The sequence below is a fragment of the Aneurinibacillus sp. XH2 genome (genome assembly GCF_001439585.2).
Taxonomy (GTDB): domain Bacteria; phylum Bacillota; class Bacilli; order Aneurinibacillales; family Aneurinibacillaceae; genus Aneurinibacillus; species Aneurinibacillus thermoaerophilus.
Genome location: NZ_CP014140.1, coordinates 3,626,677 through 3,647,220, shown reverse-complemented (window position 1 = coordinate 3,647,220; position 20,544 = coordinate 3,626,677). Strand labels below are relative to the sequence as shown.

The following is a 20,544-nucleotide window of genomic DNA, read 5'->3' as shown; positions in this document are numbered from 1 at the left end:
CTCTCAACCGTTTAAGGAGGCAGATAGACTTTGGAACAAAATCATATTCAGTTGGATTTTTGGAAGAATCGTATGTGGATTCTTCTGGCCGCTGTTGCGATGATTGTTATCGTAAGTCTTGTGTTTTTGTTTAATTCATGGAAAACAAAGAAGATTACTTTCATAAATGATGGCAAAGTAATGACCGTAAAAACCAAATCTAAAACGTTGGGAGATTTTCTGGCTGAGAAAGGGATAACGCCGGGGAAGTTCGATGAATTGAATTTCGGAATGGAGACGGTGTTGACGGATGGTATGGAGGTAAAATACATACCGGCAAGAAAAGTAACAATTAACGTAGCGGGTCAGAAGAAGCAAGTGATGACGGTAAAACGCCAGGTCAAAGATATTCTGGCGGAACAAAAAATCAGGCTTGGGCCGCTGGACAGAGTAGAACCGGCGTCTGGTCAGGCTGTAAAAGAGAACCAAACAGTGACGGTCACAAGAATCACCAAGAAGATCGTGAACAATGAGAAAACGGTAGCCTTCAGTACAAAAGAGCGTAAGGATAACACAATGCCGCAGGGAGAGCGAAAAGTTATCCAACAAGGCCAGCAGGGAAAAATTTTGGAACGGTATGAGGTTGTTTATGTCAATGGCAAGCTGGCTTCTAAGAAGCTTGTCGATTCCGAGGTGCTGCGCGACTGGAAAGACCATATCGTAGCCGTTGGAACGATGCGGATGATAGCTGCGTCACGTAGTGGCTCTAGACTGGAGGGAGGAGACTTTACTCCACGCAGAACGCTGCGCGTTAGAATGACTGCATATTCGCCGCATGCATCTTCAACCGGCAAGAATCCGGGCGATGCGGGATACGCGATTACCGCCACGGGAGCGACCGCGGAAGAGGGAAGAACCATTGCAGTAGACCCGGATGTCGTACCTCTTGGCTGGTGGGTTTATATTGAAGGGTACGGTTTTCGTAAAGCTGAAGACACTGGGGGCGCTATCAAAGGCAACCGTATGGATTTGTTTTTTGAATCCGAACAGGAAGCCCAAGACTTTGGCGTCCAGTACAAAACGGTGCATGTTATCGGTCCTAAAAAACCAAATTAATTGTATGATACAAGCAGGGGAAAACGGGTTTTTCCCTGTCTTTTTTGTGAAAAGAGGAAATAGATGTGATGATTAAAGAAGTCATTGTAGTTGAAGGCAAATCTGATACTGTTGCGATTAAACGAGCGGTTGAGGCGGATACAATCGAAACGGGCGGTTCGGCTATTCCTGAGCGGGTAATTGACCGAATTCGCAGAGCGCAAAAGACAAGGGGCGTCATTATTTTCACTGACCCCGACTATCAGGGGGAGCGGATTCGCAAAATTATTAGTCAGGCCGTTCCCGGCTGCAAGCATGCGTTTATTAGAAAGGCCGACAGCCAGGGCAAACGGAATTTGGGTGTAGAGTACGCGTCACCGGAAGCGATCCGCAAAGCGCTGGCGAAGGTACGTACAGAAGCGGAGGCGCCTAAAGAACAAATCACAATAGAGGATATGATTGATGCTGGCTTGATCGGTGGTGCACAGGCAAAGGAACGTCGCATACTGTTAGGAGAAAAACTGGGGATTGGCTACGCCAATGCCAAACAGCTTCACAAGAGGCTTTTAATGCTGCAAATTACGCGGGAAGAATTTGCGGAAGCGCTGGCTTGGGTGGAGGCACAGGAGGAACGGAAATGACCATACGCGATATTGCAACACCAACAAGAACCAAAGAAATTCTGAAAAAGTACGGATTTTCTTTCAAGAAAAGCTTAGGACAAAATTTCTTAATCGATTTAAATATTCTGAGTAAAATTGTGGCTGCGGCCGAGCTTACGAAAGAAAAAGGCGTACTCGAAATCGGCCCCGGTATTGGTGCATTGACCGAACAGCTTTCCCGGCAAGCGGGACAAGTGGTGGCGATCGAAATTGATCAGCGCCTGCTACCGATTCTGAAGGACACGTTGTCTTCATATCCACATACGGAAGTCATTCACGGTGACGTACTCAAAATGGATGTAAAGTTGTTAATCAAAGAAAAATTTAAAGAGCAAAAAAAGGTTAGCGTTGTGGCGAATTTGCCGTACTATGTCACTAGTGCGATTTTGATGAAGTTACTGGAAGAGAGGCTGCCGCTTGAAAATATTGTCGTAATGGTTCAAAAGGAAGTGGCAGAAAGAATTTCCGCGTCTCCTGGTAGCAAAGCGTATGGTGCGTTGACCGTGCTGGCACAGTTCTACGCAGAAGCGGAAATAATTACCGTTGTGCCACATAGCGTCTTTATTCCGCAGCCAAATGTCGATTCTGCGGTATTGCGCCTTCGCATTCGGGAACGGCCAGCTGTTGAGGTGGTAAGCGAAGCAATATTTTACCGCGTAGTGAAAGCAAGCTTTGCGCAACGTCGCAAAACTCTTTCGAACAACCTTATGAACAATTTATTTGGCAAAGATAAGAAAGAGAAAATGCTGCAGGTGCTTAAGGAAGCGGGAATTGATCCGGCAAGACGCGGGGAAACGCTGTCGATTGAGGAATTTGCCCGGCTAAGCAACATCATAGCCCATGCGTTTGAGGGGCAATAAAAGGCGAACCCTTTTTCCCGGCAAGCATACGATGTGAGGAAAAGGGGGTTTTTTATGTTTCCCAGTCAGAAATTGCGTGTCGGGGATATTGTGGCTCGGAAGTCGCACGGATGTGATTTATTGTTTCAAATTGTTGATATTAATCAGGAAAAAGGCACATGCTCGCTCATTGGTTTGGATTACCGTCTGATGGCAGATGCACCGCTCAGCGATCTTGTAAAGGTAACAGAAGAGGAAATCGCAAAAATACGGAGCAAATCTGAGCAGAAACATATTGAAGCAATGCGAATGATTGAGCAAGAACGACGCTCTGCACGTGAGAGGAATATGTGGCGCCAGGTAAATTATATAAAGGAAATGGGTGGTTCATTTGATTGGCCGGGCAAAGTGCTTCATGTTGATGGAGACAAAAATTATTTGAAGAAATGTTTAACTGTATATGAGCAATTAAAAGTACCTGCTGTCGGCTATCATATTCCAGAAAAAGATTTCCCTCAACAAATTATTTCTATGCTGGAAAAGCACCAGCCGGATATTTTGGTGCTAACCGGACATGATGCTTTACAGAGCAAGCGCGGGCCGGCGGATGATTTGAATAGCTACCGTAATTCCAAATATTTTGTCCAGGCGGTAGAAAAAGCTCGGATGTTTCAGCAGGGCAAAGACAGCCTTATCATCTTCGCGGGAGCTTGCCAGTCCTATTTTGAAGCTATTTTAAACGCGGGCGCCAATTTTGCCAGTTCACCCAAGCGTATTAACATCCATACTCTCGATCCTGTATACATAGCCGAAAAGGTGGCGTATACATCGATTCAGCAATCCGTAAACATATTTGAGATGGTCAAGAATACGATTACCGGAATCGAGGGTGTAGGAGGTATCGAAACAAAAGGTTGCTTTCGTTTCGGGATTCCGAAGCCGCATTAACACTCCATACGCCTGAAATTATAGGATTATTGGGTCGTTAGCGTCCATCTTTCATCCCACGATGAAAACCGTGGGATGAAAGAAAGCGTTGCTTTATAAAGCACAACCTTTTTCTTATTTTTTTGATTTTTAAGATTTATAAGCGCTTTCTTGATAAAAAATTGTTGACAGCTTTTCTGTAGTCTTGCTATAATTTTCAATTTATTTGACATACTATAATGGTGGTGATATACTTACATATAGTGAGGTGGTCTGAATGGCGAGAAATACGTTACACGATATAAAACGTAGTTTAGATAATCACATTGGAGAACGGATTTTACTCCGTGCCAATGGCGGACGTCGTAAGACCGTGGAAAGAACGGGTGTACTGGAAGAAACATACCCGTCAGTGTTTATTGTGAAGTTGGATGAGGACAAACATGCTTTTGAGCGTGTGTCATACAGTTATGCGGATGTGCTTACAGAGACGGTGGAACTTACCATTTGCCGTAACAATGAACATATTCGCATTTCGCTTGAACAGTAATATACAGTAGGATTTTATATCCTGCTGTTTTTTATTTTGCTTTCTTACGTATACTATGCGTACGGGAAATAAAGGGGGCTGTATGTACATGGCACGCAGACGAGGGATTATGTCGGACAGACTCAAGTATGAGTTGGCTAAAGACCTTGGATTTTATGAAACGGTTCAGCGGGAGGGCTGGGGCGGCATCACGACCCGCGACGCGGGGAATATGGTGAAGCGGGCCATCCAGCTGGCCGAAGAAGCGCTTGCAAAACAGAATCCCGGCAAATAACATTTTTCCCGACTAAGGCCAGGCAATGTATGCCTGGCCTCTTCATATTATGCGTATTATATTGCTTCCACGTGGAAAAGGGAAGCGATTAATGCTAAAATAAGCAAAGCATAAAGTGGAAGGGAAGAAAGAATTGGTGAACGATGTTTACCTTATGATAAAAGCTCCGGCAAAAATTAATTTAACGCTGGATGTATTGGCAAAGCGTCCGGACGGCTACCATGAGATTGAAATGGTAATGACGACAATCGACTTAGCCGATCGATTGACCATTTACCCGCGGAAGGAAGACAAAATTACGCTTGATTGTAACGTAAGCTACTTGCCTCTTGATGAGAGAAATCATGTATACCAGGCAGCCCGGCTGGTAAAAGAACGTTTTGGCATTAAGCGTGGGGTTCATATTTATATTGACAAGCAGATTCCGATTGCAGCTGGCCTTGCGGGCGGAAGCAGCGATGCGGCAGCTACTATCAAAGGATTGAATCGCTTGTGGAATCTGAATATGAGCATGGCGGAGATGGCCGAGCTAGGCTCGCATATTGGTTCTGATGTTTCTTTTTGCGTGTATGGAGGAACTGCATTGGCACGTGGGCGAGGCGAGAAAATTGAACCGTTGCCGTGTCTGCCCCCTTGCTGGGTCATTTTAGCAAAGCCGCCTATTGGTGTATCAACCGCAGAAGTGTACGGAGCATTACGGGTGGAGGAACTGAAAGAAAGGCGAAAGTCCAGTGAAATGATTGCGGCGATTCGTCAGGGGGATTTTGTCGGTGTATGTCGCGCGTTGAACAATCATTTAGAAGCAGTGACGCTGAAAATGCATCCTCAGGTACGTCAGATTAAAGAAAGAATGTATCGTTTTGGTGCAGATGGTGTTTTAATGTCGGGAAGCGGTCCAACGGTGTTTGCGCTGACGGAGCATGAATCGCGCATGAACCGGGTTTATAATGGACTGCGTGGTTTTTGTAAGGAGGTATATGCCGTGCGTATTTTAGGAGAAAATAACGGGTAGCACTTGCGTAAATCCGTACATAAGTGGTATATTCACTTCATAATATTCGGTTTTTAATACGGAGGAGCGTACGTAGATGAAAAAGTTAAGGAGAAGTGCACGGCTGGTAGATATGACGCAGCACTTGCTGGCTCGTCCCCATAAATTAATTCCGCTAACTTTTTTCGCGGATCAATACGGAGCTGCAAAATCATCAATTAGCGAGGATTTGTCAATCATTAAAGAATTGTTTGAGTTAGAAGGAGTCGGACTGCTAAAGACAGTTGCAGGAGCAGCGGGCGGAGTGAAGTACATTCCGATGATGAACGCTACGGAAGCACGAACTGTTGTAGAGGATTTGTGCGAAATGCTGAAAAGTCCGGGCCGTTTGCTGCCAGGTGGCTATCTTTACATGGCTGATTTGCTAGGGGAGCCGGAAGCATTGTCCAAAATTGGTAAAGTATTTGCTTCCGTTTTCGCGGAAGCGGAGGCCAATTATGTGATGACAGTGGAAACAAAAGGAATTCCACTGGCATATGCCACAGCACATTACTTAAACATTCCGGTTGTGATTGTACGCCGTTATAGCAAGGTGACTGACGGCTCCGTAGTAAGTATTAACTATGTATCCGGTTCAAGCAAACGCATTCAGACGATGTCTCTTGCCCGCCGTGGATTGCCTGAGCATTCTAAAGTTCTCATTATTGACGACTTCATGAAGGCTGGTGGCACCATTCGGGGAATGATGGATTTGTTGGAAGAATTTAAGGCTGAAGTAGTAGGTGTTGGCATTTTTATGGAGACGGCTAATGTAAAAGAGCGTTTGGTGGATGATTATATTTCGCTGCTGCGGATGACGGAAGTAGATGTGCGCGATAAAGAAATTCGTCTTGAATTAGGAAATTATTTTAAAAAAGAAATATGAATGAATGTTGGAGGGATCTTCATGGAACAAATTTCTACTAATCAAGCTCCAGCGGCCATTGGCCCTTATTCTCAAGCCGTGAAGGTAGGAAACTTTATTTATACGTCAGGCCAAATTCCGTTAACACCCGAAGGCGAATTAGTAACAGGTGACATTGTAGCCCAAACGCATCAAGTATTCGCTAATCTGAAGGCTGTGCTGGCGGCAGCTGGCGCTACGTTGAATAATGTAGTAAAGGTAACCGTTTTTGTGAAAGACATGAACGACTTTGCCACTATTAACGAAATTTATGCAGAATACTTCGGCGAGCATCGTCCAGCTCGTTCTCTCGTTCAAGTAGCACGGTTGCCAAAGGATGTTTCCCTAGAAATTGAAATGATAGCAGCAGTATAAGATAAATAACATGTCAATAGGGTAAAATGCTGAAATTGTAAAAAACTTAAAAAATTTTTGTGGATATAGAAGGATTTTTTTCCACCTTTGTTGAATTACAGTTATCAAGCTTCTGATAATTGGTAAAAGGTGGTGAGCAGACATGGAAGTGACGGACGTAAGACTTCGTCGCGTAAACACGGATGGTCGCATGAAAGCGATTTGCTCAATTACGATTGACAATGAGTTTGTTGTGCATGACATTCGTGTTATCGACGGAAACAACGGTATGTTTGTGGCCATGCCGAGCAAACGTACTCCAGAAGGAGAATTTCGCGACATCGCGCATCCTATCTCTTCGTCTACTCGCGAGAAAATTCAAGCTGCCGTATTGGCTGAATATGAGCGTGTAGGGAATAATAATACAGAAGAACTCGTGGAAGAAGGAGCTTAATTTTATGGTTTCAAAGGGGCCTTGCAGAGAGGGGCCCTTTTTCTTGTGGTATAGGAAAGTATATGTTTGGAAACTGGTAATCCCCCAGGAAAACAAATAGGTTGCAGAGGCAAGATAGGTACGACTACTCGCCTATTCCTTGAAAGGAAAAGGACGGGCTTGTTTTTGTCCCTCTTTTTCTCTGTATCTTGAAATAGGAAAGCAATTAAGATATAGTCATTGTGGAACTTATCAAAATGGGAGGATACCATGTCGGATAAATTTGCGGTTGTATTAGCTGCTGGTCAAGGAACACGAATGAAGTCGAAGCTGTACAAGGTACTGCATCCCGTTTGCGGTAAGCCAATGGTTCAGCATGTAGTTGACAGCCTTAAAGAGCTGGACATGGCTCGTATCGTTGTCGTGGTGGGGCATGGAGCTGACAAAGTAAAGGAACAGCTGGGAAATGCAGTTGAGTATGCAATGCAGGAAGAACAGCTGGGAACCGCTCACGCCGTGATGCAGGTAGCTCCAATTTTAAAAGGAAAAAAAGGAACGACGCTTGTTCTGTCCGGTGACGAGCCGCTAATCAGCTCTGAAACACTTTCTGCTCTGGTAGCTCATCATGAGGCAAAACAGGCTGCCGGAACAATTTTAACCAGAATTATGGACAACCCTACGGGCTATGGCCGCATTATTCGCGGTGAGGACGGGGCTGTGGAACGAATTGTCGAGCAAAAGGACGCGAATGAAGAGGAACAGCGCGTGAGAGAGATCAATACGGGCACGTATTGTTTTGATAATGAAAAGCTGTTTTCCGCTCTTGAGAAAGTTGATAATAATAATACGCAAGGCGAGTACTACCTAACCGATGTAATCGAGATCCTTAAAAAACAAGGCGAGCGTATTGAAGCATCTGTAACGGAAGAAATAACCATTGGTGTTAATGATCGGGTAGCGCTCGCAAAGGCGGAAGCGCTTATGCGAGAGCGCATTCTTACTAAACACATGAGAGAAGGCGTTACCATCATCGATCCATCCAGCACATATATTGAAACGGATGTGGTGATTGGGCGCGATTCTGTGATTTACCCGGGTACGTTGATTGGCGCTGGCACCGTTATCGGTGAGGAATGTATAATTGGTCCGCATAGTCAATTGAAGAACTGCCAGGTGGGCGACCGCGTGGAAATTAAGCACTCTGTGCTGATGGATAGTCGCGTGGACAGCGATGCCACGGTGGGTCCGTTTGCATATATTCGCCCGCATTCCCATATTGGTGAAGGGGCGAAAGTGGGTGATTTTGTCGAAATTAAGAATACGTCTCTGGGCAAAGGAAGTAAAGTTTCCCATCTTACGTACTTAGGTGACGCCGAAATCGGAGAGAATGTAAATGTTGGTTGCGGTACCGTTACAGTAAACTACGATGGTGTAAACAAGTACAAAACGATTGTTAAAGATCGTTCGTTCATTGGATGCAACGTAAATCTTGTAGCGCCGGTAACGGTAGGCGAAGGCGCGTATATAGCGGCGGGCTCCACAGTTACGACAGACGTTCCGGATGGGGCGCTGGCAATTGCCCGCGAACGCCAGATTAATAAAGAAGATTACGCAAAGAAAATTATAAAGAAATAAGTTATGAAAGGTATGGAGGTTTAACAGGAGTATGGCGAATTATCGCGACCCAAAGTTAAAGGTATTTACTTGTAATTCTAATCCGGCTTTGGCGAAAGAAATCGTAGATCATATTGGTCTTCCAATGGGAAATGCGCAAGTTGTTCATTTTAGCGACGGTGAAGTACAGATTAAACTGAATGAGAGTGTACGTGGTGCTGACGTATTTGTCATTCAATCCACCTGCGCGCCCGTAAACGAACATGTGATGGAACTTCTTGTTATGGTGGACGCGCTGAAGCGTGCTTCAGCAAAGAGTATCAACGTGGTCATGCCTTATTATGGATATGCCCGTCAAGATCGCAAAGCGCGGGCGCGTGACCCGATTACGGCAAAATTAGTGGCGAATTTGATTGAAACGGCCGGAGCGCACCGCGTGATTACAATGGACCTCCATGCCACGCAGATTCAGGGATTTTTTGATATTCCAGTGGATCATCTGCTTGGGGTGCCGATCCTTGCTAAGCATTTTATTGAGAAAAAACTGGAAGATATCGTTGTTGTATCTCCAGACCATGGTGGTGTGACGCGTGCGAGAAAACTTGCTGAGCGTCTAGAGGCACCAATCGCCATCATTGACAAACGCCGCCCGGAACCGAACGTAGCGGAAGTAATGAATATTGTCGGTAATATTGAAGGTCGTACAGCAATTATTATCGATGACATCATTGATACAGCAGGAACCATTACGCTGGCGGCGAACGCTTTGATGGAAGCGGGAGCCAAAGCGGTATATGCTTGCTGTACGCATCCGGTATTATCTGGCCCGGCCATTGAGCGCATTCAAAATTCCAGCATTAAAGAACTGATTGTAACGAACACAATCCCGCTTGGATCTGAAAAGCAAATCGATAAAATTAAAGTACTATCTGTAGCACCGATTATCGGAGAAGCGATCATTCGCGTACACGAAGAATTATCGGTAAGCAAGCTGTTCGATTAATTTTTTCCTTGTTTTGTGATTGATCCCTTCTTTTATTGGGTAAGGTAGATAATGATATTGCTATGAACCTTACAATAGGAGGGGATAATAATATGGCAATGGAATTGAAAGCTCAAAAAAGGAAATTGGGATCGCACTCGATTCTAACAGAGTTACGCGGCAAAGGCCAAATTCCTGCCGTCTTATACGGAGATGGTAAGGAGAGTGAGCCGATTGCGGTTGAAGAACGTGAATTTATCCAGATTGCTAATCGTCAGGGATTACATCACGTCATCAAGCTAAATGTAGATGGAATTTCTTACAATGTCATGGTTAAAGACGTACAGAGCGACCCAATTAAAAATAAAGTGCTCCATTTGGATTTCAACAAGATAAATATGAACGAAAAAATTGACACCACCGTGGTGGTTGTCCTCGAAGGAGAGGCCGAAGGCGTAAAGAACGGCGGCGTCTTACAGCATATGTTGCGTGAGCTAACGATCAGTTGCTTGCCTAGCGAAATTCCGGATAAAATTACCTTTAATGTTGAACATTTGCAAATTGGCGATTCGGTGACGGTAAGCGATCTTACTGTCCCAGATGGTATCGAAGTGAAGCATGAAGGTGATGAAGTGGTGCTGAGTATTGTGCCGTCGCAGGCTCAGCCAACAGACATAGCCGCTGAAGAAGCCGAAGCGGACGCAGGAGCGGCGGATAGAACCGATGCAGAGAATAGCTCCGGCGACACGGCGCCGGATAGAGGATAAACGTTGCGAAAAAGCGTAACCGGTCGGTTGCGCTTTTTCAATGTTATAAAATAAGGGGAGAATGGTATGAAAATAATCGTGGGGTTGGGAAATCCGGGCCAGCAGTATGAAATGACCAGACATAATGTTGGCTTTTGGGCCGTTGATCTTCTTGCGGAAGCGTGGGATATTCCGTTAAGAGAAGGAAAGTTCAAAGGATTGATTGGCGAAGGCAGGGTCGGAGGCGAGAAAGTGCTTCTTGTCAAGCCCTTAACATATATGAACTTGTCCGGCGAATGTGTTGGTTCGCTTATAAGTTTTTACAAGGTTGATCCAAAGGAAAGTTTGTTGGTGATTTATGATGATCTCGACTTACCATGCGGGAAAATTCGTCTGCGTACCAAAGGAAGTTCAGGCGGACATAACGGGATGAAATCGTTGATTGCTCATCTGGGCACAGAAGAGTTCAAGCGTATTAAAATTGGTATCGGACGCCCTGCCCCAGGAAGAAAAGTCGCAGACTATGTGCTTTCCACATTTCCACCAGAGGAACTGGCCGAAGTGCAGGAAGCGGTTAAGAAATCAGCGGAAGCGGCGAAAACATGGATGGGTATGTCATTTTTGCGCGTGATGAATCAATTCAATTAATGAATCTATAAATGCACTGTATGTCACACTTACCTTCTGGAAAGAATAAGAATGAGCATATCGTATTTCCGGGAGGCATAAATATGAAGATACGATACATTTGTCCGCATTGCGGTATGTTGTATGCGGCCATCGACCATCCCGAAGCAACAGAAGAGCGCCTGGGGTTTCATTCCTTGACCCCCGATGAGAGGAAACATATAATTAGCTATGAAGCAAACGGGGATATTGTGGTAAGCATAACATGTGAATATTGTAGTGAAGCCATCCACCGTTATCCTGAGCTTACGTATCCTTTGCAATAAAGCAGACAGGGCCTTGGCTTTTGCGCTAAGGCTTATTTTTGCATTGATTTTATTTGTAATTTCTTATAAGGAGAGGAGGAAGGGTGATTGCAGGGTCTGGTAGAAAGATTTAAGCGTGACAGCGAATTCGAGGCGATTGTGGAAAGCTTCGAAAAAGGGTTGCGCGAACAGTTAGCATCCGGGTTAAGTAACTCGGCCCGTCAGATATTTTATGCCGCACTTTATCAGAAAATGGAGCAACCTCTGGTAATTGTGACGCACAATATGTTCCAGGCTCAGAAAGTATATGATGATATGAGCCAGTTGATTTCCCCTGATGAGCTATGGCTGTATCCGGCTAATGAAATGGTTATCTCAGAAGTATCCATTTCTAGCCCGGAGACGCTTAGCCAGCGAATTGAAGTATTGAACGCTCTTTCCGCAGGAAAAAAAGGCGTGCTTATTGTTCCATATGCCGGAGTGCGCCGTTCGGTCGTGCCTGTAGATGAGTGGAGGCAAGCCCAGTGTTCCATTAAAGTTGGAAGCGAAATTGAATTGGATAGTTTTCTAGCAAAGATGGTAGCGCTTGGATATGAGCGGGTAGAAATGGTAGAAGCGCGTGGCGAGATTAGCGTTCGTGGGGGAATTATCGATATTTTCCCCGTATACACGGCAAATCCGGTTCGGATCGAATTGTTTGATGCGGAGGTTGACTCTATCCGGACATTTGATATTTCCACCCAGCGTTCCATTGAAAATTTATCCGAAGTGGTTATCGGCCCAACCCGGGAGGTCTTTGGCGATAAAGCGGTGTTTAACCGAGCGGCGGAAAGGCTTGAAGAGCATATGAGCCGTGCATTGCCCAAGGTAAAAGACATTCAGGCGAGAGAGAAAATTTTGGAAAAAGTCGGATGGGAGATTGAACAGCTTCGTCAGGGTCATTCATTTACGGGAATCTATAAATATATTTCTTTTCTTTATCGGACAAATGAAACACTGATAGATTATATGTCATGTTCTCCGCTTGTCGTGATTGATGAGCCTTCCCGTATTGTAGAGGCGGCCGCTCAATTGGAAAAAGATGAAGCAGAATGGAAGACGACATTAATACAGCAAGGGGAATTTCTTCCTGATATTGAATTATCTCATTCACTGGAAGACATTATTGCGCCGAAAAAATGGAAGATTCTTCATGCCTCACTTTTTTTGCGTCAGGTGCCGAAAACGAATCCACAGAACGTTGTGAACTTTAACTGTAAAGCGATGCAGAATTTCCACGGTCAGATGAATGTGCTTAAAACGGAAATGGAACGTTGGAAGAAAGCCAAGGCCACCGTAGTATTCTGCGCGGCAGATGAAGAACGGGCGCGCCGTTTGGAGCGCGTATTTCATGACTATGATATTGAAGCGGATATTATCCTTTCACCGGAAAAAGCGCTGGAAAGTGGAAGACCGGTTATTACCCTTGGCAATCTGCAAAGCGGATTTGAACTTCCGATGCTGCACCTCGTAGTGATTACAGAAACCGAAGTGTTTACCCAGAAGCAGCGCAAAGCAGCAAAGACGCGGAAAAATTTGAGCAATGCTGAGCGCATTAAAAGCTACACAGAGCTTCGGGTTGGAGATTATGTTGTGCACGTAAATCATGGTATCGGAAAATATTTGGGGATTGAAACGCTTAAAATTAATGGTATTCATAAAGATTATCTTCATATTAAATATGCTGGCAATGATAAGCTATATGTTCCGATTGAACAAATCGATCAGGTACAAAAGTACATCGGCAGTGAAGAAAAAGAGCCGAAAGTATACAAATTGGGCGGAAGTGATTGGAAAAAAGTTAAGAGTAAAGTCCGCGCTTCTGTGCAGGATATTGCCCAGGACTTGATTCGTTTGTATGCGGAGCGTCAGCAGGCAAGAGGATACGCCTTTAGCAAAGATGGAGAAGAGATGCGTGAATTCGAAGCGATGTTCCCTTATGAGGAGACGGAGGATCAGCTTAGGGCGATTCGTGAAATTAAAGAAGATATGGAGAAGCCGCGTCCCATGGATCGTTTGCTTTGCGGTGATGTTGGCTATGGGAAAACAGAAGTGGCTATTCGCGCCGCATTTAAGGCCGTCATGGATGGAAAACAGGTAGCTGTGCTTGTTCCAACGACGATCCTCGCTCAGCAACATTATGAGACGTTCCGGGAAAGATTTGCCGATTACCCGGTTAACATCGCAGTTATTAGTCGGTTCCGTACCCGGAAAGAGCAGAACCAGACGATCAAGGGATTAAAAGACGGAACGGTTGATATTATCATCGGTACGCATCGTTTGTTGTCTAAAGACGTGGCATTCAAAGATTTAGGCCTGCTTATTGTCGATGAAGAACAGCGTTTTGGTGTTACACACAAGGAAAAGTTGAAGAAGTTAAAGACAAATGTGGATGTTTTGACATTGACAGCGACTCCGATTCCGCGTACACTGCACATGTCGATGCTTGGCGTGAGGGATCTGTCGATCATTGAGACGCCGCCGGAAAACCGTTTCCCGGTACAGACATACGTTATGGAATACAGCGGTGCGCTTGTACGGGAAGCCATTGAACGCGAATTAGCGCGTGAAGGACAGGTTTATTTCCTTTATAACCAAGTTCAGGGTATTGAACAGATGGCAGACCAAATTCGCATGCTTGTTCCGGAAGCGCGAGTGGTGGTTGCCCATGGTCAGATGAGTGAAACGGAACTTGAATCTGTCATGTTGAGTTTTTTGGAGGGCGAGGCCGATGTCCTTGTCAGCACAACCATTATTGAGACAGGTGTGGACATTCCAAATGTAAATACGCTTATTGTAACAAATGCTGACCGTATGGGACTGTCACAACTGTATCAGTTGCGCGGGCGTGTGGGTCGCTCCAATCGGATTGCGTATGCATACTTCACATACCAGCGTGATAAGGTGTTGAATGAGGTTGCAGAAAAGCGTTTGCAAGCGATTAAAGAGTTTACGGAACTAGGCTCTGGGTTTAAAATCGCGATGCGTGACCTGTCTATTCGTGGCGCGGGGAACTTGCTTGGAGCGGAGCAACACGGCTTCATTGCATCCGTTGGTTTTGATTTGTACAGTCAGATGCTGAAGGATGCGATTGAGGAACTGAAAGGTGAGCCGAAGAAAGAGGAAGAAGTGCATCCGGAGATTAATTTGACGATCGATGCATTTATTCCGTCCGACTATATTCAGGACGGAAAGCAGAAAATCGAGATGTACAAGAAGTTCGCGGCCGTTTCTTCTTTTGAAGAAATTGATGAATTAACAGAAGAACTGGAGGATCGCTTTGGTGATATTCCGCAAAGCGTTCGGAATTTGTTGCTGGTGTCCAAACTGCGCGTGCATGCGAGAAAACATCGTATTGTGGAGATCAGCCAAAAGGGAGATACGATTCAACTTGTCTTCCACGAAGATCAGAGTACTAAAGTGGATTGGGGTGACCTCTACGAAATTAAGGGGCCTCTTCTGCGGAGAATTACGCCCTCGCGTCAAGGGCAACAGGTTGTGGTCGGCATAAAGGTCAAAGGGCTAAATCATGAAGAAAGTATTGAGCTTGTGGAGAATTTCCTCATGCAATTCGATGAATTAAAAAAGAAACAAGAAGGCGAGGCAGTAGCTGATGTGGCCAACTAAAACGTACGGGAGGTTGATTGCGGTAGGCGTTCTGACACTAACTGTACTTGCAGGATGCGGAAAGAACGACCCCGTTGTCGCCAAATATGACAACAACAAAGAAATTACGGAATCGGCATATAAGAATTACGTAGAAGTGATCAAAGCCATTGATCCGGGTATGGCGGGGGTGATTGACGCGGGAGATAAAGAAGCGTTGACATCAGTGCTTCATTACCAGATCATGAGCAGGCATATTGCTGATCAGGTGAAAGAGACTGATGAAATGAAAAAAGAAGCGAACCAGAATTTTTCTCAATTTGAGGAATTTGCTAAGCAGCAACTTGCACAATCGGAGAAAATGGATCAGTTCTACGCCAATCACAAAGTAACGGAAGAAGAGTTGAAGGATTTTTTCCTTGATCAGGTAAAAATGATTTCTTATTTTTCCAAAGATATTAAGGAAGAAGACAAGAAAAAGGAATATGAACAGGCAAAAAAATTGGGATACCTAACCCAGGTAGATGTACGCCATATTCTGATTGGCACGGACAAACGCTCTAAAGCGGAAGCGAAGAAAAAAGCGGAAGAGCTTGTGAAGCAGCTGCGAAATGGTGCGAATTTTGCCAAACTGGCGAAGGAAAATACGGACGATCCGGGCAGTAAAGAGACAGGCGGTCTATATCAATATCCGATGCCTGATGGGACTACCTTAGAGCAGACGGCAGAGCCGTACAAAAGGGCGGCCATGACGCTACCACTCAACAAAATCAGCGATCCGATTGAAACGAAATTCGGATATCATATCATGCGTGTTGAAAAGCGAAAAGTGCGGACATATGATGAAGTGAAAAAAGATATTACCTACATGCTAGCGCAGAAAAAAGAGGGTGAATTCTTAACGACAAAAGTAAAAAGTATCATCAAGGAAGAAAAAATTCCGGCATCCATGATTAAAGAGCAGCCGAAACAGTCTGCCCCAAGTGCACCGGGACAGCCAGGTCAGCCTGTGCCGAGCACGCCTGCACCGAATGAACAACCGGCTCCGGTGCAACCGAATGGCGACCAGACATCCCAGAATAAATAATTCTTTACACTCAGGCCTTGCGAATTCGCAAGGCTTTTTCTTATTGTATAAGAAGTATATTCTGCTTTACAGTGATAAAGCGACATGTGCTTTCTTTCCATGTGGAAAAAGGACTAGGCATAATCCCGCGAGTTTTTCTTGAGGAATACAGGTATGCGGATTGAACAAGAGATGGTGAATATTCTCCCGTCAGGAGATAAATACTACAAGCAAGCTAATCATATGTTGCAGTCATTTAACCACTTTAAGAAAGCGAGGCATCAAGAATTATGAAGGCAACTGGTATTGTGCGCCGAATCGATGATCTAGGGCGTGTGGTAATTCCGAAAGAAATTCGCCGTACGCTCCGCATTCGCGAAGGTGATCCGCTGGAGATTTTCGTCGACCGTGATGGAGAAGTGATTCTGAAAAAGTATTCGCCGATTGGAGAACTCGGTGACTTCGCCAAAGAATACGCTGATTCGTTGTATGAAAGTACGAGTCATATTACGCTAATCAGTGACCGCGACACCGTTATAGCTGTATCTGGCGCTTCCAAGAAAGAATACTTGGACAAGCCGATTGGTGAAATTGTGGAAACCTGCATGGAAGAACGGCGCTTACATCTGCAAACGAACGCAGGCGAATATGAGATCATTCGTGACCATGAAGAACAGTATTCTTCGTATGTCATCGCTCCGATTATTGCCGGCGGTGATCCGATTGGCTCCGTCATTCTTCTGACGAAAAGTGATCAGGCCAAGATGGGCGACCTAGAAGTGAAGCTGGTTGAAACCGCAGCCGGTTTTCTGGCAAAGCAAATGGAGCAATAGGAGAAGTATTAGGAATGTGGAAAGCTCCCTGGCAAAATATTTTGCCAGAGAGCTTTTTTATTGTAAGGAAAGTTCGCCCTCTATCCGGCATAAGCTATTTCAGGAGGGCAAGCTTGACAGGCCCCGCTCTGACGTTTTTTTGTGATATAATATCCGAGAATTTACTGGGAAAAGAGAGGGAAATCTATGTCTAAGACTCAGGGAGCCTCTTTTTTGAAAGGAGCTGCCATACTGGGAGCGGGAGCGCTATTATCAAAGATGCTTGGCGTTGTGTATCGCATTCCGTACCAGAACATTACAGGCGACCTTGGTTATTACGTGTATACTCAGGTATATCCGTTATATAGCGCGCTCCTTATCCTTGCAACGGCTGGATTCCCGATTGCCATTTCAAAATTTGTGGCTGAAAAGCTTGCGGTTGGCGATGTGTACGGAGCGCGCAAAATTTTTCGTGTATCTGCGGGTGTATTGACGCTAACTGGTTTTTTGTTTTTCCTTCTGCTTTGGTTTGGGGCACCGGCGCTGGCACAGTTCATGAAAGATGAAAAGTTAGTCATGCCGATTCGAAGCGTATCGTTTGCTCTGCTTATTGTACCGGTAATGGCGGCAATGCGAGGATATTTTCAAGGCCATCATAACATGGTGCCGACCGCCGTTTCACAGATTGGCGAACAGTTCGTGCGGGTGGCTACCATTATTGTCTTATCTTACTGGTTTATGAAGACGACCGGAGATGTGTACCTTGCCGGTGCAGGTGCCGTATTTGGTGCGGTAACAGGAGCATTTTTCGCGTTTATTCTTATGCTGGTTTTCTGGCAACGTAACCAGAGCGTGCAGCGGCAGGTTTGGGAAAGCGCAGGGAAGCATTCATACAGGAAGGAAACGGTTGGAGAAATCGTACGTAAATTATTTTATTACGCAATTCCGATATGCCTTGGTTCCCTTGTGCTTCCGCTGATGCAGCTTTCTGATTCATTTACTGTTGTCAGCATGTTGATGCGGGGAGGAAATACGGCGGAAGCGGCGTATCAGTTAAAAGGAGTTTTTGATCGCGGCCAGCCGCTTGTGCAGTTTGCCGCCTTCTTTGCCACAGCACTTTCCCTGTCGCTTGTCCCGGCAATTGCCGAAGCGCAGGCGCTTAGGCAACACCATTTGATCGCTGCGCGTACGGAGCTGGCGCTTCGCTTGACTTTTTTATTTGGCTTGCCAGCTTCCCTCGGTTTGGCTATTGTTGCCGGTCCAGTAAATGTAATGCTGTATGAGAATGGAAATGGAACATTGACATTAATGGTACTTTCGTTTACAACCATTTTCTCAACGCTCGGCATTACATCAGCTGGAATCCTACAGGGGATGGGTGAGGTAACCCTTCCGGTGCGCAATTTGTTTATTGGCGTGGTCATCAAACTTCTATTAAATATTTTGCTGATTCCACTTTTCGGGATTACCGGTGCGGCGCTTGCCACCGTATTTTCTCATATTGTTGCTACGATTCTTAATTTATGCGCGGTATCTCGTTTTACAGGCGCAAGATTCGGGCTTCGTTCCTTCTTTGCTAAACCATTTTTGGCGGTCACGGTGATGGGGCTTGCTGTATTTGTTGCCCGGCAGGCAGCGGAACGCGGACTGGCAGGCGTGTTTGATTCTGAACGACTGTATTTTACCGTAGTAAGTCTGATCGCCGTTAGTGCGGGTGTTATTATGTATGCTATCGCCCTGCTCTTATCGGGAACGGTACGACGCGCCGATTTAGCAAGCACGGAAGCGGGCAGAAAAATCATTCCGCTGTTGTTAAAATTGCGGCTTCTGCATGATTAATTAACGAAAGGGGACGAAACCATTGAACAAAATTACAGTTATCGGACTCGGCGCGGGAAATCTGGAAGGACTTCCTCTTGGGATTTACCGCATGTTAAAGCAGGCGCAACATCTGTATATCCGTACAGAAAAACATCCTGTAGTCGCCGAACTTGCCGTGGAAGGCATTCTATACGAAAGTTTTGATGAAGTATACGAAGCGCATGACCAATTTTCGGACGTGTACGAAGAAATCAGCAAACGCTTGCTTGAGCTTGCGACGAAAAAAGGAAACATTACATACGCCGTACCCGGTCATCCGTTGGTGGCGGAGCGTACAGTGCAACTTTTGTTGGCGAAAGGGAAAGAACGTGGGATCGAGATTGAAATTAAAGGCGGGCAAAGTTTTCTTGAACCGGTATTTTCTGCGCTTAAGGTGGATCCGGTAGAAGGCTTTTCCTTGTTGGACGCGACCGATTTGCGCGACTACCATATCCAGCCTAAGATGCATCATTTGATTTGTCAGGTATATGACGCGTTTGTCGCTTCTGATGTAAAATTAACGTTAATGGAAGTATATCCGGACGATTTTCCGGTTACCGTCGTGACCGCCGCAGGTGTTGCCGGGCAAGAGAAAATTACGACCGTCCCATTGTATGAATTGGATCGCCTGAACGAGTACAGCAATTTGACAATCGTTTATGTTCCACCGACGGAAGAGGATCAGACGTTAAACCGCCAGTTCTGGCGGTTACGGGAAATCGTTGCTATTCTGCGCAGTCCGGAAGGATGTCCGTGGGATCGGGAGCAGACTCACCAATCCATTCGGAAAAACTTAATTGAAGAAACGTATGAAGTGCTTGAGACGATCGACGATAATGACCCGGAAGCGCTGTGCGAGGAAATGGGCGACTTGCTGCTGCAAATTATGCTTCACTCACAGATGGCAGAAGAAGACGGGTATTTTACGGTTCGAGACGTTATTGAAGATTTAAATAAAAAGTTGATCCGCCGTCATCCGCATGTATTTGGAAACTCTGAAGCGGAGAATGCGGAAGAAGCGCTGCAAAATTGGAAGGATATCAAAGAAAAAGAAAAAAGAGAAAAAGGGAAAGAAGTAGCATCTCTGCTTGATGGGGTGCCGCGTGATTTGCCTGCCCTTTATAAGGCGTATAAGTACCAGAAGAAAGCGGCAGAGGTTGGATTTGATTGGGACAAGCTTTCCGATGTTCTGGATAAGGTAAAAGAAGAGTTAGAGGAATTGAATGAGGCACAGACGCTGGAACACCGTCGGGAAGAGCTGGGCGATTTGTTGTTTGTCATTGTGAACGTAGCTCGCTTTATGAAGATTGACCCGGAAGAAGCGCTTGCGTTGACAAACAAGAAGTTTTACTCTCGTTTCTCGTATATTGAGGAAAAACTACGGGAAGCAGGCAAAACGTTTGCCGATACCACGCTAGAAGAAATGGAAAGCTGGTGGCAGGAAGCGAAAACAAAGAAGAAAGAGGAGATATAGATGCGGTTGGATAAATTCTTAAAAGTTTCTCGGTTAGTCAAACGTCGCACGCTGGCGAAAGAAGTGTGTGATCAAGGCCGGGTCACTTTGAACGGTCAAGTGGCCAAATCAAGCTCTGCTGTCAAAGTGGGGGATGAGTTAACCATTCGTTACGGCAACAAGCTCATCACTGTCAAAATCGAAAAAATCCTCGATACAACTAAAAAAGACGAGGCAGCCACAATGTATACATTAATTAATGAAGAATATCTTCCCCGCGATAACCGGGAAGAAACCGATATTTCTATTTGGTGACTTCATTGATGATCTGTAATTGGCGAAAAGGATAGCGAGGGAGCATGAGCTGGGTTTCTTTTTCCTGCCCAG

The 20,544-nt window shown here is 45.4% G+C and carries 21 protein-coding genes; all 21 read left to right on the top strand.

Going from position 1 to position 20,544, the window contains the following annotated elements; translation table 11 throughout:
- The first annotated feature begins 30 nt into the window (after positions 1–30).
- The 21 genes from ACH33_RS18305 (at position 31) to ACH33_RS18200 (ending at position 20,472) form a co-directional block, all read left to right on the top strand.
- Positions 31–1,095, top strand: coding sequence for a resuscitation-promoting factor (locus ACH33_RS18305; RefSeq protein ID WP_057897147.1), 1,065 nt, complete (start codon positions 31–33; stop codon positions 1,093–1,095).
- A 68-nt stretch (positions 1,096–1,163) separates the two neighbouring features.
- Positions 1,164–1,715: a ribonuclease M5 gene (gene rnmV, locus ACH33_RS18300; protein WP_269465348.1), complete on the top strand. Its 552-nt coding sequence runs from the start codon at positions 1,164–1,166 to the stop codon at positions 1,713–1,715.
- Positions 1,712–2,596, top strand: coding sequence for a 16S rRNA (adenine(1518)-N(6)/adenine(1519)-N(6))-dimethyltransferase RsmA (gene rsmA / locus ACH33_RS18295; RefSeq protein ID WP_057897145.1), 885 nt, complete (start codon positions 1,712–1,714; stop codon positions 2,594–2,596). Before rnmV ends, rsmA begins: the two co-directional genes overlap by 4 nt.
- Before the next feature lie 54 nt (positions 2,597–2,650).
- Positions 2,651–3,523, top strand: coding sequence for a sporulation peptidase YabG (yabG, locus tag ACH33_RS18290; RefSeq protein ID WP_057897144.1), 873 nt, complete (start codon positions 2,651–2,653; stop codon positions 3,521–3,523).
- A 256-nt stretch (positions 3,524–3,779) separates the two neighbouring features.
- Complete coding sequence (gene veg / locus ACH33_RS18285) at positions 3,780–4,052, top strand: biofilm formation stimulator Veg (RefSeq protein WP_057897143.1); 273 nt, start codon at positions 3,780–3,782, stop codon at positions 4,050–4,052.
- Between the two features lie 88 nt (positions 4,053–4,140).
- A complete protein-coding gene (locus tag ACH33_RS18280; protein WP_057897142.1) occupies positions 4,141–4,326 on the top strand; it encodes a small, acid-soluble spore protein, alpha/beta type in 186 nt (61 codons plus the stop codon).
- A gap of 154 nt (positions 4,327–4,480) precedes the next feature.
- Complete coding sequence (gene ispE, locus ACH33_RS18275; RefSeq protein WP_057900179.1) at positions 4,481–5,338, top strand: 4-(cytidine 5'-diphospho)-2-C-methyl-D-erythritol kinase; 858 nt, start codon at positions 4,481–4,483, stop codon at positions 5,336–5,338.
- A gap of 76 nt (positions 5,339–5,414) precedes the next feature.
- Positions 5,415–6,242, top strand: a complete 828-nt coding sequence (gene purR / locus ACH33_RS18270) for a pur operon repressor (RefSeq protein ID WP_057897141.1) — start codon at positions 5,415–5,417, stop codon at positions 6,240–6,242.
- Between the two features lie 21 nt (positions 6,243–6,263).
- Positions 6,264–6,635 (top strand): RidA family protein, encoded by a 372-nt coding sequence (locus ACH33_RS18265; RefSeq protein ID WP_057897140.1) that lies wholly within the window; start codon positions 6,264–6,266, stop codon positions 6,633–6,635.
- 142 nt (positions 6,636–6,777) lie between these two features.
- The gene (spoVG, locus tag ACH33_RS18260) at positions 6,778–7,068 is read left to right on the top strand and encodes a septation regulator SpoVG (protein WP_057897139.1); all 291 of its coding nucleotides are present in this window, start codon (positions 6,778–6,780) and stop codon (positions 7,066–7,068) included.
- A 249-nt stretch (positions 7,069–7,317) separates the two neighbouring features.
- Positions 7,318–8,682 (top strand): bifunctional UDP-N-acetylglucosamine diphosphorylase/glucosamine-1-phosphate N-acetyltransferase GlmU, encoded by a 1,365-nt coding sequence (glmU, locus tag ACH33_RS18255; protein WP_057897138.1) that lies wholly within the window; start codon positions 7,318–7,320, stop codon positions 8,680–8,682.
- 31 nt (positions 8,683–8,713) lie between these two features.
- Positions 8,714–9,664, top strand: a complete 951-nt coding sequence (locus tag ACH33_RS18250; RefSeq protein ID WP_057897137.1) for a ribose-phosphate diphosphokinase — start codon at positions 8,714–8,716, stop codon at positions 9,662–9,664.
- A 62-nt stretch (positions 9,665–9,726) separates the two neighbouring features.
- Complete coding sequence (locus tag ACH33_RS18245; protein ID WP_082706137.1) at positions 9,727–10,410, top strand: 50S ribosomal protein L25/general stress protein Ctc; 684 nt, start codon at positions 9,727–9,729, stop codon at positions 10,408–10,410.
- A gap of 66 nt (positions 10,411–10,476) precedes the next feature.
- Positions 10,477–11,037, top strand: a complete 561-nt coding sequence (gene pth / locus ACH33_RS18240; RefSeq protein ID WP_057897135.1) for an aminoacyl-tRNA hydrolase — start codon at positions 10,477–10,479, stop codon at positions 11,035–11,037.
- An 83-nt stretch (positions 11,038–11,120) separates the two neighbouring features.
- Positions 11,121–11,342: an anti-sigma-F factor Fin gene (locus ACH33_RS18235; RefSeq protein WP_057897134.1), complete on the top strand. Its 222-nt coding sequence runs from the start codon at positions 11,121–11,123 to the stop codon at positions 11,340–11,342.
- 87 nt (positions 11,343–11,429) lie between these two features.
- On the top strand, positions 11,430–14,987 hold the full coding sequence (mfd, locus tag ACH33_RS18230; protein ID WP_057897133.1) for a transcription-repair coupling factor: 3,558 nt from the start codon (positions 11,430–11,432) through the stop codon (positions 14,985–14,987).
- Positions 14,974–16,053, top strand: coding sequence for a peptidylprolyl isomerase (locus ACH33_RS18225; protein WP_082706136.1), 1,080 nt, complete (start codon positions 14,974–14,976; stop codon positions 16,051–16,053). The genes mfd and ACH33_RS18225 overlap by 14 nt, the downstream gene beginning before the upstream one ends.
- A 269-nt stretch (positions 16,054–16,322) precedes the next feature.
- Positions 16,323–16,865 (top strand): stage V sporulation protein T, encoded by a 543-nt coding sequence (gene spoVT, locus ACH33_RS18220; protein ID WP_057897131.1) that lies wholly within the window; start codon positions 16,323–16,325, stop codon positions 16,863–16,865.
- 186 nt (positions 16,866–17,051) lie between these two features.
- Entirely contained in the window at positions 17,052–18,683 is a 1,632-nt protein-coding gene (locus ACH33_RS18210; RefSeq protein WP_057897129.1) for a putative polysaccharide biosynthesis protein, read from the top strand.
- Positions 18,684–18,705: 22 nt separating this feature from the next.
- Entirely contained in the window at positions 18,706–20,178 is a 1,473-nt protein-coding gene (gene mazG / locus ACH33_RS18205; RefSeq protein WP_057897128.1) for a bifunctional methyltransferase/pyrophosphohydrolase YabN, read from the top strand.
- On the top strand, positions 20,179–20,472 hold the full coding sequence (locus ACH33_RS18200) for an RNA-binding S4 domain-containing protein (RefSeq protein ID WP_057897127.1): 294 nt from the start codon (positions 20,179–20,181) through the stop codon (positions 20,470–20,472). It begins immediately after the preceding gene.
- Positions 20,473–20,544 lie beyond the last annotated feature (72 nt).

Excerpts from the sequence above, each read along its gene's own strand:
- rnmV (WP_269465348.1), top strand. The coding sequence starts at position 1,164 with ATGATTAAAGAAGTCATTGTAGTTGAAGGCAAATCTGATACTGTTGCG.
- rsmA (WP_057897145.1), top strand. The coding sequence starts at position 1,712 with ATGACCATACGCGATATTGCAACACCAACAAGAACCAAAGAAATTCTG.
- yabG (WP_057897144.1), top strand. The coding sequence starts at position 2,651 with ATGTTTCCCAGTCAGAAATTGCGTGTCGGGGATATTGTGGCTCGGAAG.
- veg (WP_057897143.1), top strand. The coding sequence starts at position 3,780 with ATGGCGAGAAATACGTTACACGATATAAAACGTAGTTTAGATAATCAC.
- ACH33_RS18280 (WP_057897142.1), top strand. The coding sequence starts at position 4,141 with ATGGCACGCAGACGAGGGATTATGTCGGACAGACTCAAGTATGAGTTG.
- ispE (WP_057900179.1), top strand. The coding sequence starts at position 4,481 with ATGATAAAAGCTCCGGCAAAAATTAATTTAACGCTGGATGTATTGGCA.
- purR (WP_057897141.1), top strand. The coding sequence starts at position 5,415 with ATGAAAAAGTTAAGGAGAAGTGCACGGCTGGTAGATATGACGCAGCAC.
- ACH33_RS18265 (WP_057897140.1), top strand. The coding sequence starts at position 6,264 with ATGGAACAAATTTCTACTAATCAAGCTCCAGCGGCCATTGGCCCTTAT.
- spoVG (WP_057897139.1), top strand. The coding sequence starts at position 6,778 with ATGGAAGTGACGGACGTAAGACTTCGTCGCGTAAACACGGATGGTCGC.
- glmU (WP_057897138.1), top strand. The coding sequence starts at position 7,318 with ATGTCGGATAAATTTGCGGTTGTATTAGCTGCTGGTCAAGGAACACGA.
- ACH33_RS18250 (WP_057897137.1), top strand. The coding sequence starts at position 8,714 with ATGGCGAATTATCGCGACCCAAAGTTAAAGGTATTTACTTGTAATTCT.
- ACH33_RS18245 (WP_082706137.1), top strand. The coding sequence starts at position 9,727 with ATGAACCTTACAATAGGAGGGGATAATAATATGGCAATGGAATTGAAA.
- pth (WP_057897135.1), top strand. The coding sequence starts at position 10,477 with ATGAAAATAATCGTGGGGTTGGGAAATCCGGGCCAGCAGTATGAAATG.
- ACH33_RS18235 (WP_057897134.1), top strand. The coding sequence starts at position 11,121 with ATGAAGATACGATACATTTGTCCGCATTGCGGTATGTTGTATGCGGCC.
- ACH33_RS18225 (WP_082706136.1), top strand. The coding sequence starts at position 14,974 with ATGTGGCCAACTAAAACGTACGGGAGGTTGATTGCGGTAGGCGTTCTG.
- spoVT (WP_057897131.1), top strand. The coding sequence starts at position 16,323 with ATGAAGGCAACTGGTATTGTGCGCCGAATCGATGATCTAGGGCGTGTG.
- ACH33_RS18210 (WP_057897129.1), top strand. The coding sequence starts at position 17,052 with ATGTCTAAGACTCAGGGAGCCTCTTTTTTGAAAGGAGCTGCCATACTG.
- ACH33_RS18200 (WP_057897127.1), top strand. The coding sequence starts at position 20,179 with ATGCGGTTGGATAAATTCTTAAAAGTTTCTCGGTTAGTCAAACGTCGC.